The 16,708-nt window shown below is 39.3% G+C and carries 17 protein-coding genes; 15 read left to right on the top strand and 2 right to left on the bottom strand.

What is annotated here, in order from left to right; genetic code table 11:
- Nucleotides 1-153: 153 nt before the first annotated feature.
- Complete coding sequence (locus tag MMB68_RS13450) at nucleotides 154-1,005, top strand: GRP family sugar transporter (protein WP_014461263.1); 852 nt, start codon at nucleotides 154-156, stop codon at nucleotides 1,003-1,005.
- Between the two features lie 62 nt (nucleotides 1,006-1,067).
- Nucleotides 1,068-1,853 carry a glucose 1-dehydrogenase gene (gdh, locus tag MMB68_RS13455; protein ID WP_013055759.1) on the top strand — a complete coding sequence of 262 codons (786 nt, stop codon included), beginning with the start codon at nucleotides 1,068-1,070 and terminating at the stop codon, nucleotides 1,851-1,853.
- Nucleotides 1,854-2,024: 171 nt separating this feature from the next.
- Here gdh and MMB68_RS13460 read toward each other — a convergent pair whose 3' ends face one another.
- Nucleotides 2,025-2,987, bottom strand: coding sequence for a bile acid:sodium symporter family protein (locus MMB68_RS13460; RefSeq protein ID WP_277549001.1), 963 nt, complete (start codon nucleotides 2,985-2,987; stop codon nucleotides 2,025-2,027).
- A 201-nt stretch (nucleotides 2,988-3,188) separates the two neighbouring features.
- Between MMB68_RS13460 and MMB68_RS13465 the strand changes: the two genes are divergently transcribed.
- The 7 genes from MMB68_RS13465 to MMB68_RS13495 all read left to right on the top strand — a co-directional run bounded on the left by MMB68_RS13465 (nucleotide 3,189) and on the right by MMB68_RS13495 (nucleotide 9,737).
- Complete coding sequence (locus MMB68_RS13465) at nucleotides 3,189-3,389, top strand: DUF3311 domain-containing protein (RefSeq protein WP_013055761.1); 201 nt, start codon at nucleotides 3,189-3,191, stop codon at nucleotides 3,387-3,389.
- The gene (locus MMB68_RS13470; RefSeq protein ID WP_277549002.1) at nucleotides 3,386-4,849 is read left to right on the top strand and encodes a sodium:solute symporter family protein; all 1,464 of its coding nucleotides are present in this window, start codon (nucleotides 3,386-3,388) and stop codon (nucleotides 4,847-4,849) included. The genes MMB68_RS13465 and MMB68_RS13470 overlap by 4 nt, the downstream gene beginning before the upstream one ends.
- An 85-nt stretch (nucleotides 4,850-4,934) precedes the next feature.
- Nucleotides 4,935-5,219, top strand: a complete 285-nt coding sequence (locus tag MMB68_RS13475) for a hypothetical protein (RefSeq protein WP_277549003.1) — start codon at nucleotides 4,935-4,937, stop codon at nucleotides 5,217-5,219.
- Nucleotides 5,220-5,702: 483 nt separating this feature from the next.
- Nucleotides 5,703-7,010: a sensor histidine kinase gene (locus MMB68_RS13480; protein WP_277549005.1), complete on the top strand. Its 1,308-nt coding sequence runs from the start codon at nucleotides 5,703-5,705 to the stop codon at nucleotides 7,008-7,010.
- Nucleotide 7,011: 1 nt separating this feature from the next.
- The gene (locus MMB68_RS13485) at nucleotides 7,012-7,935 is read left to right on the top strand and encodes a response regulator (RefSeq protein WP_277549006.1); all 924 of its coding nucleotides are present in this window, start codon (nucleotides 7,012-7,014) and stop codon (nucleotides 7,933-7,935) included.
- A 217-nt stretch (nucleotides 7,936-8,152) separates the two neighbouring features.
- On the top strand, nucleotides 8,153-9,424 hold the full coding sequence (locus MMB68_RS13490) for a cation:dicarboxylate symporter family transporter (protein ID WP_028407730.1): 1,272 nt from the start codon (nucleotides 8,153-8,155) through the stop codon (nucleotides 9,422-9,424).
- 133 nt (nucleotides 9,425-9,557) lie between these two features.
- Nucleotides 9,558-9,737, top strand: coding sequence for a YfhD family protein (locus MMB68_RS13495; RefSeq protein WP_013055768.1), 180 nt, complete (start codon nucleotides 9,558-9,560; stop codon nucleotides 9,735-9,737).
- Here the strand turns inward: MMB68_RS13495 and MMB68_RS27525 are convergent.
- Entirely contained in the window at nucleotides 9,683-9,949 is a 267-nt protein-coding gene (locus MMB68_RS27525) for a hypothetical protein (RefSeq protein WP_080564780.1), read from the bottom strand. The genes MMB68_RS13495 and MMB68_RS27525 overlap by 55 nt on opposite strands.
- A 287-nt stretch (nucleotides 9,950-10,236) precedes the next feature.
- On the opposite strand from MMB68_RS27525, the gene MMB68_RS13505 reads away from it, so the two are divergent.
- The 6 genes from MMB68_RS13505 (at nucleotide 10,237) to MMB68_RS13530 (ending at nucleotide 16,550) form a co-directional block, all read left to right on the top strand.
- The gene (locus tag MMB68_RS13505; protein ID WP_277549008.1) at nucleotides 10,237-10,407 is read left to right on the top strand and encodes a hypothetical protein; all 171 of its coding nucleotides are present in this window, start codon (nucleotides 10,237-10,239) and stop codon (nucleotides 10,405-10,407) included.
- A gap of 22 nt (nucleotides 10,408-10,429) precedes the next feature.
- Nucleotides 10,430-10,684, top strand: a complete 255-nt coding sequence (locus tag MMB68_RS13510; protein WP_277549170.1) for a C40 family peptidase — start codon at nucleotides 10,430-10,432, stop codon at nucleotides 10,682-10,684.
- A gap of 197 nt (nucleotides 10,685-10,881) precedes the next feature.
- Nucleotides 10,882-11,757: an N-acetylmuramoyl-L-alanine amidase family protein gene (locus tag MMB68_RS13515; protein WP_277549009.1), complete on the top strand. Its 876-nt coding sequence runs from the start codon at nucleotides 10,882-10,884 to the stop codon at nucleotides 11,755-11,757.
- A gap of 218 nt (nucleotides 11,758-11,975) precedes the next feature.
- Complete coding sequence (locus MMB68_RS13520; protein WP_277549011.1) at nucleotides 11,976-15,290, top strand: Ig-like domain-containing protein; 3,315 nt, start codon at nucleotides 11,976-11,978, stop codon at nucleotides 15,288-15,290.
- Between the two features lie 128 nt (nucleotides 15,291-15,418).
- Nucleotides 15,419-15,577 (top strand): hypothetical protein, encoded by a 159-nt coding sequence (locus MMB68_RS13525; RefSeq protein WP_277549013.1) that lies wholly within the window; start codon nucleotides 15,419-15,421, stop codon nucleotides 15,575-15,577.
- A 130-nt stretch (nucleotides 15,578-15,707) separates the two neighbouring features.
- The gene (locus MMB68_RS13530) at nucleotides 15,708-16,550 is read left to right on the top strand and encodes an aldo/keto reductase (protein WP_277549015.1); all 843 of its coding nucleotides are present in this window, start codon (nucleotides 15,708-15,710) and stop codon (nucleotides 16,548-16,550) included.
- Nucleotides 16,551-16,708 lie beyond the last annotated feature (158 nt).

A 16,708-nucleotide genomic window follows, 5' to 3' on the forward strand; every position in this document is an offset into this window, starting at 1 on the left:
AAAGTTTTTAAAAAAAGTCACAAAATCGACATATTATTATTGACGTATCAAGAAAAAAGGTCTAAGATTGGTTACATAAAGTTACCTAGTTAAATAAAAGGTACTTTAAATTTACAATTACATCAAGAGTTTGAGAAAGAAGGTTAGTATCAAATGGATATCCTTTTGGCTATTCTTCCTGCGATTTTCTGGGGAAGTATTGTCCTGTTCAACGTTAAACTGGGCGGAGGTCCTTACAGTCAAACGCTTGGGACTACAATTGGTGCGCTGATCTTTTCAGCCGTTATTTATTTCGTAGTTCATCCAGTGTTGACGCCGCTTATTTTTATTGTCGGAATCGTTTCAGGATTATTTTGGGCAGTTGGGCAAAGTAATCAGTTGAAAACGATTGATTATATTGGTGTTTCAAAAACCATGCCAATTTCAACTGGTATGCAGCTTGTGACGACATCACTGTTTGGTGTTATCGTGTTTCACGAGTGGTCAACAACAACAACCGTTATTTTAGGCGTGTTAGCTCTTATTTTCATTGTTATTGGTATCGTGCTAACATCACTAGAAAGCGAAAAAAACCCAGAGCAATCTGGACAATTCAAAAAAGGGATCATTACCCTTATTATTTCAACAATTGGATACTTAGTGTATGTAGTTGTCGCTCGTTTATTTAATGTAGACGGCTGGTCGGCACTATTCCCACAAGCAATTGGTATGTTAATTGGTGGACTTATACTTACTTATAAACACAAACCGTTTAATAAATACGCAATTCGCAACATTATTCCAGGGCTGATTTGGGCAGCTGGTAACATGTTCTTATTTATTTCTCAACCTAAAGTAGGGGTTGCAACAAGCTTCTCATTATCACAAATGGGAATCGTTATTTCAACGCTTGGCGGTATCTTCTTACTTGGAGAAAAGAAAACAAAGCGTCAGCTTATTTCAATTACGATTGGTATTGTGCTCATCATTTTAGGTGGCGTATTCCTCGGAATGGCTAAAAGTTAACGTTTACGTAAAAGTTAATGATAGTATGTATGAATAAATGAAAACACTAGGAGGATTTTATTATGTATACAGATTTAAAAGATAAAGTAGTTGTAATTACAGGTGGATCAACAGGTTTAGGACGTGCAATGGCTGTTCGTTTTGGTCAAGAAGAAGCAAAAGTTGTTATTAACTATTACAACAATGAAGAAGAAGCTTTAGATGCGAAAAAAGAAGTAGAAGAAGCAGGCGGACAAGCAATCATCGTTCAAGGCGATGTAACAAAAGAAGAAGACGTTGTAAATCTTGTTCAAACAGCTATTAAAGAATTCGGTACATTAGACGTTATGATTAACAACGCTGGTGTTGAAAACCCAGTTCCTTCTCATGAGCTATCTTTAGATAACTGGAACAAAGTTATTGATACAAACTTAACAGGTGCATTCTTAGGAAGCCGTGAAGCAATTAAATATTTCGTTGAAAACGACATTAAAGGAAACGTTATTAACATGTCTAGTGTTCACGAAATGATTCCTTGGCCATTATTTGTTCACTACGCAGCAAGTAAAGGCGGTATGAAACTAATGACGGAAACATTGGCTCTTGAATATGCGCCAAAAGGTATCCGCGTAAATAACATTGGACCAGGTGCGATGAACACACCAATTAACGCTGAAAAATTCGCAGATCCTGTACAACGTGCAGACGTAGAAAGCATGATTCCAATGGGTTACATCGGTAAACCAGAAGAAGTAGCAGCAGTTGCAGCATTCTTAGCATCATCACAAGCAAGCTATGTAACAGGTATTACATTATTTGCTGATGGTGGTATGACGAAATATCCTTCTTTCCAAGCAGGAAGAGGCTAATAGTTTTTAATCGATGTAGAAAAAAGAGACATGGCAAAATCGGCCATGTCTCTTTTTTTTATACCTAAGCGAATGCCACCCCCCTTGCGGGGTTGGTGGCATTCGCCTAGGTAAAACCTTTTTGGGAAGGTTCATGGGAGCTTTTTGTGCTTCCCTTATAAGTTTCTTATATTAGCCAGCCATTTTTTTGTTAGACGAGGGCTGGTTTTTGTCTTTTAGTTTGCTGAAGATAAAGGCAAGAACTGAGCCTGAGATGTTGTGCCAGACGCTGAAGATGGCGCTTGGGACAGCGGCTAGTGGCGAAAAGTGAGTGGAAGCAATGGTAACGCCGAGCCCTGAGTTTTGCATGCCAACTTCCATTGCCACTGCTTTTTGTTTGGCTAGATCCATTCCGCATAAGCGGGCAAAGAAGAAGCCGATTGTGAAACCAAGAATGTTGTGAAGAACAACTACGGCAAAAATGATACCGCCTGTTTTAGCAAGCTGTGCTTGGCTTCCTGCCACAACGGCAGATACGATCAAGACAATCGCGACTACTGAAACAAGGGGGAGAGCTTTGGAACTTGCTTCTGCAGCTTTTCCAAAAAACTTTTTGATTGTAAATCCAAGAGCAAGTGGAATGATGACAACTTGTATAATGGAAATAATAAGAGACATGATATCAATATCGACCCACTTGCTTGCAAATAATAAAATGAGAAGCGGTGTAACGATCGGTGCTAAAATGGTTGAAACAGAAGCGATGGCAACTGCGAGCGCAACGTTTCCTCGAGCCAAAAAGACCATTACGTTTGATGATGTGCCGCTTGGACAGCAGCCTACTAAAATAACGCCCACTGCTATTTCTTTTGGTAAATCTAAGCCAATCGCCAAACCGAATGCGAGAAGCGGCATAATGATAAAATGTCCCACCACGCCTAGTGCTACTTCTTTCGGTCTTCGAAATACTTCACTGAAATCAGACGCTGAGAGCGTTAATCCCATTCCAAACATGACAATTCCTAAAAGCGGAACGATATACTTTCCAATCCATCCAAAGTGCTCTGGGAATGAGTAGGCAATAACGGAAATTAAAATAACCCAAAGCGTAAACGTTTTTCCTGCAAATGTACTGATTTTCTCTATTGTTTTCATCTGTACGATACCTCCTGCGAACTATAAGAAGAAATTATACTATTTATTCAGAAAAATTAAAACAGTATTTTTGTAAAATAGTACAGAATATTTTATCTTTTGGAGATTATTTCAGTTTAAATGCAAGCATTCCTTCATTGAATACACAGAATATGTGGTAATATAAAGAAGTTAGTTTTAGAAAGTCGGAGGAGTTTAGTCATGAAATTTATCTATATTTTGTCTGTCCTTCCGTTCGTAGGCATATTAGGTTTTCTCCCTTTTGTTAATCGAGTGACTCCGTTTGTTCTCGGTATGCCGTTCAATATGTTTTGGATGGTGATATGGGTGGTGCTTACGTCCATTATTTTAGGGGTTATGTACAAGCTTGATCCCAGAAATCGGGAAGGGGAAGAAGAATGAATAGTGCACTTATTATTATTTTACTATTTTTAGTCGCTGCTATTTTTCTTGGCATACGATCAACCAAAGGCAAGGATATGAACTTGGAGCAGTGGACGGTAGGCGGACGCGGTTTCGGGGCTATTTTAGTGTTTGTGCTGATGGCCGGAGAAATCTATACAACGTTTTCGTTTCTAGGCGGAAGCGGATGGGCTTATGGAAAAGGAGCTCCTGCACTTTATGTCTTAATTTATATTAGCTTATCATATGTCTTATCATACTGGCTTCTTCCTGTTATTTGGAAGTATGCAAGAGATCATAAGCTCGTCTCGCAGCCTGATTTTTTTGTAAGCAAATATAAAAGCCCTTACCTTGGTGTGATTGTAGCTGCTGTAGGAGTGATTGCCGTCATTCCTGTTATTGTTGTGCAGTTAAAAGGATTGGGGATTATTGTATCACAAGCATCATACGGCGCCATTTCAATGCCGGCAGCCATTTGGATGGGAGCTATCAGTTTAACGCTGTATGTGATGATATCCGGTATCCACGGTTCTGCATGGACGGCTGTTATTAAAGACATTATGATGCTTGCTGTGATTGGATTTTTAGGCATTTATTTACCTTTTCATTATTACGGAGGATACGGTCCAATGTTTGAGGCTGTGAATACAGCGAAGCCGGGGTTTTTAAAGTTTCCTGAGCAAGGATTAAGCGTCTCGTGGTTTATTTCGACCGTTATTTTACTAGTACTTGGTTTTTATATGTGGCCGCAGGTGTTTAGTTCAAGCTATACAGCGAAAAATGCAAAGGTATTTCGTAAAAATGCAATCATTAGTCCTCTTTATACGCTGATGCTGCTCTTTGTATTTTTTGTTGGATTTGCAGCTATTTTAAAAGTTCCTGGTTTAAGCGGGGGAGACGTGGATCTTGCGCTATTACGGATCTCAATCCAAACCTTTGATCCTTGGTTTATTGGAATTATAGGAGGAGCGGGTTTGCTGACAGCGCTTGTGCCGGGGTCGATGCTGTTAATGAGTGCGTCAACGCTGCTGGCGAAAAACATTTACAAACCGTTTGCTCCTCAAGCAAGCGAAGCGCGTATTGCTCTTTTAGCGAAAAGCTTTGTACCGGTCGTGGCCCTTATTTCCGTTTACTTTACGCTAAACGGAGGAACGACGCTTTCAACGATTATTTTAATGGGCTATAGTCTAATGACACAGCTGTTTCCATCTCTGCTTTTCAGTTTGAAGAAAAATAACTTTGTAACGAAACAAGGAGCAGCGTGGGGAATTGTTGCTGGAATTATTGTAGTGGCCTATATTACAATCAGCGGATCTACGATTGGTACGTTATTTCCGTCACTGCCTCAGCAAATGAAGGATATCAACGTCGGATTTATTGCGTTGCTTGTCAACTTTAGCGTAATGTGGGGAGTCAGTATGCTCACAAAGCAAAACGAGGCCGGGACAAAAGTATGTTAGACGAAGTGAAAAACGAACCATTGATCAACACGTTTGATTAGTGGTTCGTTTTTTTCTCAGGGTCAACGTTAGACCCTTCTAGCAGTTGATTGGAGGGCAAGACGAAGACTCCTGCGGGAAAAGCGGAACAGGTGAGACCCCACAGGAGCGCAAGCGACGAGGAGGCTCAGCGGCCGCCCGCGGAAAGCGAAGTCTTGCACGGAAATCAACTGCGGTGTCACAAGCAGTTCAGCTCATGTCTCCCGTTTGTTTTTATATTAGATTCATCTCATTATGTCTCAGCCTCGTTTTTTCTAGTCAAAAAGCAAAGAGCCAAAGGAATAGGACCATCCTTTGGCTCTTTACGTGGCTTTTAACCGATAATTTGTAAAATTTCCTACATCAACTGATTTACGCTAAAGCGGGAACTCGGTCGTTATAGTAAATAACTTCCGATAGGATCTTACACCCTTTAATCTCCTGAAATGTCTTTTTCGCCTCTACCTCTGATTCAAATTCAAACATAGTCGGACTTTGGTTTTTCGAGTAAACGGTAATGATCCACATTGTAAAATAAGCTCCCCCTATAAAATAATAGTTTTCCTTTTTAGTGTAGCTATCAGGTGATGTAATAATTGAATAGTTGTGATACAGCCTCACATTTTAAAAGGTACTTCTACTATACAACAAAAATTACAAAATAAAACAAGAAAATCTAAAAAACTACAGAGAATAATGAAAGAGAATAAATAACTGTTTATATATGGGCTATATTTATAAATGGAAGTAGGAATGTAAAAAATATAGGGAAGAGCGATTGTCTTTTAGATTGCTAAACTATATACTTATGTTCAAAAAGTGCAGGAAGTGAACGATGAAAGTTGATACGGTAGTAAAAAAAGATGTTTTACTCATTCTGGTGATGATAGTCGTTGTGCCGCTAGCAGGAGAGCTTAAATATTATCCTTTTCATGATACGTATAGAGTCAGCTTTGCTGTGCCCATTTTTTTCTTTTCACTGCTGCTTTTAAGAAAGGTATCTCCTGTAATACCAGGTATTTTAGTTGCTAGTGCTATAGTGGGTTTTCGGGTGTGGCTTGATTGGTATAACTACGAATCATTTGATTTTCTCCATTCTTTGCAGATCCGGTGTTCAGCAGGGATTTATTATCTTGTTTATGCGATTGCTTTTTCTTGGTTTAAGATTAACGATTTTCATTCAAAGCCGTGGATTATTGGCATATGGAGCATCATCATCGAAACGGTTTCTGGCGGCATGGAATTGTTTTTTATGTATGTGATGGTTCATCATCACATTGTGTTTCCAGAATTCATGCAGATTTTTATTGTAGGCGTCTTTCGAAGTTTCTTTGTTTTATGCCTGTTTAGCATGATCAAACTTTACGAAGGGCAGCTGAGAGAACGGCAAATCTCTCAAAAAAATGACCAGCTGCTTGTTGTGCTTTCAAATTTATATGAGGAATCTATTCATTTAAAAAAAACGCTGCAAGACGCTGAGAGAATTACGAAAAAGTCGTATGATTTATATGAAGAACTACACGAAGCAGATATAAATCAGCTTACTTCGCTGCACGAATTTAGCCAAAAAGCATTACAAATTGCAGGAGAAGTACACGATATTAAAAAAGACAATCAGCGGATATCAGCAGGACTGTCCAAGGTCATTACAAAAGAAGAATTTTCTGAGTATATGGAAATCGAAAGTCTGCTTCAAATCGTCATGCGCAGCAACGAAAAATATGCGGGGATGTTAGCAAAAGATATTCATTTTTCATATTCGATTTTAGGAGAGCATCCTCGCTATCACGTGTACTTGTTTTTATCATTAATTAATAATCTAGTAACGAATGCGGTCGAAGCGATTGAAAAAGAAGGCGCGATTGTGATCGACGTCTGTCGAGAAGAAGACCGCATTCTATTGTATGTAAGAGACAGCGGTCCCGGAGTGAAAAAAAGGCATGAGCGCCTCATTTTTAAAGCAGGATTTACATCCAAATATGCAAAGGACGGAACGCCTTCTACGGGCCTTGGGCTTGTCTACGTTAAGCAAATGACCGAGCAGCTGGGGGGGAACATTCAATTTGTTAATCTGTCTCCAAGCCCCGGTGTTCAATTTGCTATAGATTTACCTATTTCTACGTTAATGGGGGATAAGGACTAATATGCGATTTTATATCATAGATGATGACGAAGTCTTTCGTTCAATGTTAGCCGAAATTATTGAAGATAATGATCTAGGGGAGGTTATAGGAGAAGGAGAAGACGGGATCGTGTTAAATGATCAAGTTTCTTTATTGCAACAGATCGATATTTTATTTATTGATTTATTAATGCCGATTCAAGACGGAATCGAAACCGTGCGCAAAATAAAGGATACTTTTAAAGGGAAAATTATTATGATGTCACAGGTAGAAACAAAAGATTTGATTGGAAAAGCCTACTCGCTTGGCATTGAATACTATATCACGAAGCCGCTTAATCGTATGGAAGTGCTCATGGTCATTCAAAAAGTAATTGAACGAATTCATGTTCAACAATCAATGGAGAAGATTCAAGAATCGTTAAATACCGTACTTAATGTGGGAAATCAGCACAAAACGCCTTCTTTTGGTAAAAAAGAAAGCGATCCGGCAGAAGCGTGCAGGCTTCTTTTAAGAGAACTTGGGATTTTAGGAGAAAGCGGAAGTAAAGATTTGATTGAAATCATCAATTACTTGCATCAAACGGAAAAAAGCACGATGTATGAACAGCATTTTCCTTCTCTCAAAGAAATTTTTGAGAAAATTACCGTGAGAAAGCTTGGTTCATCTTTTTCAGAAGACGTGCTGCAAAAAGAAATGAAAGCAGCCGAGCAGCGAGTAAGAAGAGCTATTTATCAGTCTTTAAATCATTTGACCTCTCTTGGTATGGTTGACTTCTTTAATCCTAAATTTGAAAATTACGCTTCTAAGTTTTTCGATTTTTCAATGGTGCATCAGCGCATGAGAGATATAGAAAAAGGGACGGGAAAAAGCAGCACTCCGAGTCGTATAAACGTAAAAAAATTTATTCAAATGCTCTATTATGAAGTCAAACAAACGCTGTAGTAAAAAAACTACAGCGTTTTCATTTTGTAATTTTCTAAAAACTTTTTTGTTAGTTTCAGTAGGTTTTTGTTAGATTTTGTGATGCCTATGATAATGTAATCTTATGAATAAAAGAACTACTTAATAAACAGTTCTTAATTGAATTGTATCTGTTGAATACATTAAGTGCAAATAAACAGCTTTGAGCTGTTAGAAAAAAGAAGGAAGGTGCAAAGATATGTTCAAAAAGCTTGGATTAGCAGGACAAATTCTAATTGGTTTGATTGCAGGTATTATTGTAGGGGCTATTTTTTACGGAAATCCTAAAGCAGTTGAAGTGCTGCAGCCAATTGGAGACGTATTCATTCATTTAATTAAAATGATCGTGGTGCCGATTGTTATATCTAGTATCATTGTGGGCGTTGCGGGTGTTGGTGATATTAAGAAGCTTGGTAAATTAGGCGGAAAAACAATTCTTTACTTTGAAATCATTACAACGGTTGCCATTGTTGTAGGCTTATTAGCAGCTAACTTGCTTCACCCTGGTACTGGTGTGGACCGCAGCGGTCTTGAAAAGTCAGATATCAGCAGCTACACATCAACGGCAGAAGCTACAGAGCAAAAAGGATTTGTAGAAACATTTGTTCACATCGTTCCAACGAATGTATTTGAGTCAATTGCTGCAGGCGACATGCTGCCAATTATTTTCTTCTCGGTCCTATTTGGACTTGGAATTGCATCAATCGGTGAAAAAGGCAAGCCGGTTTTAAGATTCTTTGAAGGCACGGCAGAAGCGATGTTTTGGGTAACGAATTTAGTTATGAAGTTTGCACCGTTTGGCGTATTTGCATTAATCGGTGTAACCGTATCAAAATTTGGACTAGCGTCTCTGATTCCGCTTAGTAAGCTTGTAATTGTTGCTTACGGCACAATGATTTTCTTTGTATTAGTTGTACTAGGACTTGTAGCTAAATGGGCTGGCGTTAACATCTTCCACTTATTAAAAGTGCTAAAAGATGAATTGCTGCTAGCATTTTCAACTGCAAGTTCAGAAACGGTATTGCCGCGTATTATTGCGAAAATGGAAAAGTTCGGATGTCCTAAAGCGATTACATCTTTTGTTATTCCGACGGGATATTCGTTTAACTTAGATGGATCTACTCTTTATCAAGCGCTTGCTGCGATTTTTATCGCGCAAATGTACGGTATTGATATGAGCATCACACAGCAAATTTCACTGATATTAATTTTAATGGTTACATCCAAAGGAATTGCAGGAGTTCCGGGCGTATCGTTTGTTGTACTGCTTGCAACGCTTGGATCTGTAGGACTTCCGGTAGAAGGACTTGCTTTTATCGCTGGAATCGACCGTTTGTTAGATATGGGACGTACAGCGGTAAACGTAATTGGAAACTCACTTGGTGCAATCGTCATTTCGAAGTGGGAAGGTCAATTTAACGATAAAGACAAGGAAGCTTATATTAACGAAGTAACGAAAAAAGTATCGTAATTACAAACGTATTTTAGTTGAAGGAAGATCCGAACGAGTAATCGTTCGGATTTTTTCGTTTGAATTTGCTTTGAAAAGTTGGGAATAGTAACTAAAGATGAAAAACAAATGATTGATACAAGGAGGTCTCAACATGGGAAGAGCAAATAATCACAAATCATCACATAACAACAAAGGGTCACTGCCTCAAACACCAAAAGAGTTAAAAATTGCTCCGGATCAAGCAAATGAAGAATTTTCACGCGAGTTAGCGCAGCATCATGATGCTAAAGCGAAACAGGACTTAATTTTGAAACAACAAAAAGAAAAGTAAAAGAAAAAAAACTGAGACATAATGAAATGAATCCAGCCTAAAGACGAATAAATGAGATACATGACCTGGACTGCTTGTGACACCGCAGTTGATTTCCGTGCAAGGCTTCGCTTTCCGCGGGCGGGCGCTGAGCCTCCTCGTCGCTTGCGCTCCTGCGGGGTCTCACCTGCTCCGCTTTTCCCGCAGGAGTCTTCGCCTTGTCCTCCAATCAACTGCTAGAAGGAACGAAACAAATAATACTATGTTCACAACCACAAAAAAACGAACCACTAATCAGACATGCTGATTAGTGGTTCGTTTTTCCCTAAGTGAAAAATGCTTTTGTCCCACCCTCTTTTTTATAAACAACTAAAGATAAAAATTCCTAAGTAACCATTTTGTAACATTATTTAATCATAGCGTAATAGTTTTTGAGGCTTTTTTCATTATAATTAAACCGAACATATTGAAAAATAAGTTCATAGAAACGTAACGTTAGGTTACATAATGGAGGAAAAAAATGAAAAAAGCCATCATTGGGTCTATAACGGCAGCGACAGTCTTATTTAGCGGAGCCAGTCCGTTTATTGCACCTGCTCAAACAGTGGAAGCAGCGTCATATTCATACAAAGACACGGCTATTGCTACTGGTAAAAAATTAATGGGGAGGCACAACAACAAAAGGTTTTGACTGCTCAGGATTTATTCAATACATTTTCAAAAAAGCTGGGAAAACACTTCCGCGCACAACGGAACAAATGTATCGAGTAGGGACAAGCGTTTCAAAAGCAAAGCTTCAAAAAGGAGATTTAGTTTTCTTTCAAACGTATAAAAAAGGTCCTTCACATGTAGGTGTGTACTTAGGAAATAATCAGTTTCTTCAAGCTTCTACGTCTAAAGGAGTGACGATTACATCTCTTAGCAACAGCTACTGGAAAGCACGTTATATTGGTGCAAAACGGATTTAACCATCCGTCATTTTTTTGAAAAACAACACTACGTTATGTAGTGTTGTTTTTGTTTGCGTATATATAACATATTGCCGATATTATTTTTTAACGCTTTATACAAAAAAAATCCATATTCTGTGAGATAATAACGTTAACACATTTTGCACTTTAACATAAGGAATATCCCACTCTATTCGAAAGTTTGGTGAGCGAAGATGAAGCGCTTAGTATGGAGTTATGGAATAGGTATTGTTGCAATAGTAGCAGTACTCTCATTTTTCTTTATGATAAAAGGTCAAACAGAGAAAGCCGTCGTTAGCGGAAATGTACCAAAAGCTCATGCGGAGGGAGAAAGAGTGAAGCAGCCCATCTCACAGTTCCAAGCAGTACAGCCTCATGAAGCAGGTAATGAAATGAAAAATGTAAAAAACAACATGCCTGAAAAAGCGGATCCTCCTCCATTTTTGGTCTACATTGACCCTGGTCATCAAGCTCATGCTAACCTAGAGAAAGAGCCAATCGGACCGGGAGCAGCAGAAACAAAAATAAAAGTTTCCGGAGGCACATCAGGTGTGGTGACCAAGAAGCCGGAATACAAGCTGACGTTGGAAGCCTCTATGATATTAAAACAGCTGCTCGAAGAAAAAGGCATCACCGTAAAGCTTACTCGTAGTTCTGATAATGTAGATATCAGCAATCGGGAACGAGCGGAGCTTGCGAACAATTCGAAAGCTGACTTACACGTGCGGATACATGCAGATGGTTCTGAAAATGCTTCTGTAAAAGGATTTTCTGTGCTTACTCCTGCAGAAGATAATTCCTATACAAGGTCTATTTATCAAAGCAGTCTGCAGGCATCTCAAGCTATTCTGACAGAGGTGAAAAAAGATCAGTTTGTCGAAGCAGACGGCATTCGCTATCGCAGTGATCTTTCAGGATTTAACTGGTCGACTGTACCCGTAACGCTAGTTGAACTGGGGTATATGACGAATCCAGAAGAAGATCGGAACCTGTCCGATCAAGCTTACCTTACAAAGCTGATGAATCATATTGCAGATGGTATAGCGGCATATGAAGAAATGACAAAATAAAAGGTGAAAAGACCTATAAAAGCGTGTGACTAAATCAATTGATTTATGTCACACGTTTTTTTTTGTCATTCATATGATATAAAAAAGCGTTTTTTCGACAAAAAAATGGACGAGCAGAAAAGAAAACTAGGTAAAATGCTTTAATTTTTATAGAACTGTGTCGATATAACGAGTGATATTAAAATGCGTTAGACAGTACATGAAAATGGGGGAACAAGATGAGAAAGTTAACGGCATTAGCTTTAGTACTAAGCGTACTGCTGTTTCAATTCACGCCGCTTGCTAGCGTGAAAGCTGAAACGGTAGAACCAGTTGTGTCTGTAAAATTAGTAAACTATTTAGGAGATCAGCATGCAATTACAATTAAGCCGTCTTATTTATACACTATTAAAAACTCGGATTTGGTCTTAAAGGCAAATACAGAGTATACGGTAACGGCAACAACTCAAGGTGTCACTCTAAAACAAGGGACCACTGTCTTAGGTGATTTTACAAGCTTTGAAATTACACCGTCTCTTTATAAAAATCCCGTATCTATTAACGGCAGACAGTACTTAGGAGACGTTGCGTTTACAAATGAAAAAGGAACGTACGTCAGACCTGTTAATACGCTGCCGATTGAAGACTATTTAAAAGGCGTTGTGCCAAATGAAGTCTATACATCTTGGAATCTGCAAGCTTTAAAAACTCAGGCAGTAGCAGCGAGAACATACGCAATGAGCTATGCAGGAAAAGTAATCAATGACACGGTAAGCTATCAAGTATACGGTGGCTATACGTGGTACGACAGTACAAACAAAGCAGTAGATGAGACATTCGGACAAGTAGTAACGTACAACAACAAATTAATCAACGCCGTTTTCTCATCAAGCAACGGTGGAAGAACCGAATCAAACAGCAATGCCTGGGGAGGAACTCAGCTTTCTTATTTCCCGGTGAAAGAAGATCCATACGACAAGCAGACGCCGTGGACGTTAGCTATTCAAAAAACGCAAATTGATTTAACAGGAAAAGATTTAGCTAACTATAGCGCTTGGTGGAATACGGTTTCTGAAAAAGATAAAACCGTTACGGATAATTTGAAGTCATGGTTAGTAGCCAATAAGCATCCTGGTAAAACGATTAAAATTACCTCTATTCCAAAGGTGAGTTTTTATGCTCCTTCATCAGGAGGCCGTGTGACTAAAGGTGCGATTACAGTGGACTACCTTGTTAAAGGAGATGTAGACAGTTCGCAAAAACTAGTGGTTCATCATTTGGAATTAACAGATTTAACATCGACGAAGCTAAAATCGATGTTAAACAGTCGTGCGATGCTTAGCCTGCTTGTAACGGAAACAAATGAAACAAGCACATCAACAACTTTTAATGGCAAAGGAAATGGCCACGGTGTTGGAATGAGTCAATACGGTGCTCAAAAAATGGCAAGCCTAGGGAAAGACTATCGTGAAATTTTAGATTTTTATTATCCAACAACTACTCTTTTAAGTTTTTATACAACAAAATATCCGCGAAAAGAGCAGGAGCAAGAAGCACCAAAAGATACGGTTGCGCCTGATGCACCTTCAGTTAATGCACTAGGAGATAACGAAACATCGCTTACGGGTGTAACAGAACCAAATGCTTCTGTTATTGCAAAAGTGGAAAATGAAGTAATTGGAACGGGTCTTGCTGACGAAGCTGGAAAATTTGCAATTACGATTGCCAAGCAGCCAGCAGATACAAAAGTATCGGTAACGTCTAAAGATGCAGCTGAAAATGAAAGCACGGCCACAGTAGTGACCGTAACGGATCAAACGCCGCCTTCTGTTCCAATCGTAAATGAAGTAAGTGACCAAGATACGACCGTAACAGGCGTAACAGAAGCAAACGCCGCCGTGACGGTAAAAGCAGGCGATGCAACGTTCTCTGCAGTAGCGGATGCCAACGGTACATTTACTGTTTCAATTCCAGTACAAACAGGTGGAACAACAATAGTGGTAAGTGCAAAAGATAAAGCAGGAAATGAAAGTCAAGCTCCTTCTTTTGCGGTTAAATCTACGTTAAAAGCACCGCTTGCACCAAAAGTAAATGCAGTAAGTGATCAAGACACAATGCTTCAAGGAACGGCTGAAGCAAATGCGACGGTCATCGTTAAAAACGGAAGTCTTCAGCTTGCAGCAGGCAAGGCAGATGCCAAAGGAAATTACAGCATCTCGATTGCAAAACAAAAAGCAGGAAGTAAGCTGTCTGTAACGGCTGGAAACGCAGCGGGCGTAAGTCCAGTTGTAACCGTAACCGTGCAGGATAAAACAGCACCCGTTACACCAAAAGTGAACGGCGTAAGCAATCAAGATACAGTAATAACGGGAAGCACGGAAGCAGGAGCAGAAGTGCATGTGAAAATTGATAAAAAAGTAATCGGCAAAGGAACTGCAAAATCGGATGGAACGTTCAGCATCACCATTCCAAAGCAGCCTGCTGCTACAAAATTAGCTGTTATTGCAAAAGATGCAGCCAATAACTACAGCTCCAACACGTTTGTAACAGTTAGTGCCGCGCAGACAAAACCGGCACTTCCAGCCGTTAATACGCTTACTGAAAAAAGTACAGCGGTAACGGGAACAGGAGAAAAAAATGCGTCCATTTATATTAAAGTAGGCGGAAAGATTATTGCGAGTGGAAAAATTGATGGAAACGGCAAGTTCAGCGTAAAAATTCCTGCTCAAAAAGCAGGAACGGAAGTGACGGCAGTTCTGCAAAATAAAGTAGGATACAGTCCGTATAAAATTGTAAAAGTACAGGACACAACGCCGCCGGCACCTCCGGCAGTTGATGCCGTTACGTCTTTGTCCACATTTCTCTCTGGAAAAACAGAAGCAAATGCTCTGATTACGGTTAAAAACGGCACAAAGCTAATCGCGTCAGGCAAAGCAGATAGCAAAGGGCAGTTTAAAGTAACGATTCCAAAACAAACAGCAGGCGTAAAGCTAGCTGTTACAGCAAAAGATGCAGCTAATAACTACAGCTCCAACACGTTTGTAACAGTTAGTGCCGCGCAGACAAAACCGGCGCTTCCAGCCGTTAATACGCTTACTGAAAAAAGTACAGCAGTAACGGGAACAGGAGAAAAAAATGCGTCTATTTATATTAAAGTAGGCGGAAAGATTATTGCGAGTGGAAAAATTGATGCAAACGGCAAGTTCAGCGTAAAAATTCCTGCTCAAAAAGCAGGAACGGAAGTGACGGCAGTTCTGCAAAATAAAGTAGGATACAGTCCATATAAAATTGTAAAAGTGCAAGACACAACCCCGCCGGCACCTCCGGCAGTAAATGCCGTTACGTCTTTGTCCACCTTTCTCTCTGGAAAAACAGAAGCAAATGCTGTGATTACGATTAAAAGCGGTACAAAAGTAATCGGATCAGGCAAAGCAGATAGCAAAGGACAGTTTAAAGTAACGATCCCAAAACAAAAAGCAGGCGTAAAGCTGGCTGTGACGGCAAAAGATGCCGCTGGAAATACAAGTTCAGCAACGAACGTAAGTGTTAAATAGAAAGAGGCTGGAACAAAAGTAGTTTAGTTAAAGTTAAACACGAACTATCTATCGAAAACTGATAGATAGTTCGTGTTTTTTTATGATTATGGTGAACGTAGGTTTCAGTAGGTAGGTGCTTCTAGCTGTTGATTGGAGGGCAAGGCGAAGACTCCCGGGGAAAGAGAAGCCTTGCACGGAAATCAACAGCGGCGGAAAAAGCAGTCCAGATTATTTATCCAGGTTGTTCGTCTTTAGGCTGGATTCATTTCTTTATGTCTCAATCTCTTTTAGCGGTTTTTAAGTAAAATAGCAGGTTACTTCTAAGTTACCTTAGAACTTTGAAGTGCCTAACTTACTTTAAAGTGGGTTCTATCTTTTTCTTTTTTTCTGTTTCATAATAACAAATGTAAAGAAATTAGCAGGGGGGTTTTTATAATGAGTAATCATTTGCAAGATACAGTAACACTTCACAACGGAGTCAAAATGCCTTGGCTTGGATTAGGTGTATTTAAAGTTGAAGAAGGGCCTGAATTAGTGAACGCGGTGAAAACAGCTATCGTCAAAGGCTATCGCAGCATTGATACGGCAGCTATTTATGGAAATGAAGAAGGTGTAGGAGAAGGAATTCGCCAAGGTCTGAAAGAAGCAGGTCTTTCACGCGAAGACATTTTTGTTACATCAAAAGTTTGGAACGCAGATTTAGGCTATGAAGAGACGCTGGCTGCTTACGAAACAAGCTTACAAAAGCTTGGCTTAGAATATTTAGATCTATACTTAATTCACTGGCCGGTAGAAGGTAAGTATAAAGCAGCGTGGAAAGCATTAGAAACGCTGTATAAAGAAGAAAAAGTAAGAGCTGTGGGTGTAAGTAATTTTCAAATTCATCATTTAGAAGATTTAATGAAAGATACAGATGTTAAGCCTGTTATTAACCAAGTTGAATATCATCCTCGTTTGACGCAAAAAGAGCTGCATGCTTTTTGTCAAAAGCACGATATTCAGCTAGAAGCATGGTCTCCGCTTATGCAAGGAGAATTGCTAGATAACGATGTGTTAAAAGAAATTGCTGAAAAACACGGTAAATCAGTTGCTCAAATTATTCTGCGATGGGATCTGCAAAACGGAGTTGTAACGATTCCAAAATCCACAAAAGAACATCGTATTGTTGAAAATTCATCGCTATTTGATTTTGAATTGGATGCTGAAGACGTAAATAAAATTAATGAATTAAACCAAAATTACCGAGTAGGTCCAGATCCGGACAACTTTGATTTTTAATAGAAGAACGAAGAGGCTGGGAGAAAAGTATTTTAGCCCAAGTGAAAAACGAACCACTGATCAACTAGTTTGATGAGTGGTTCGTTTTTTTTTTCTGGTGAATACAGCTTCATCTATTTCGTCCTTTCAATCAACTGCGGCGTCATAAACGGTTCAGC

This window comes from Priestia sp. Y58 (genome assembly GCF_029522095.1).
In the GTDB taxonomy this organism is placed as follows: Bacteria; Bacillota; Bacilli; order Bacillales; family Bacillaceae_H; genus Priestia; species Priestia megaterium_E.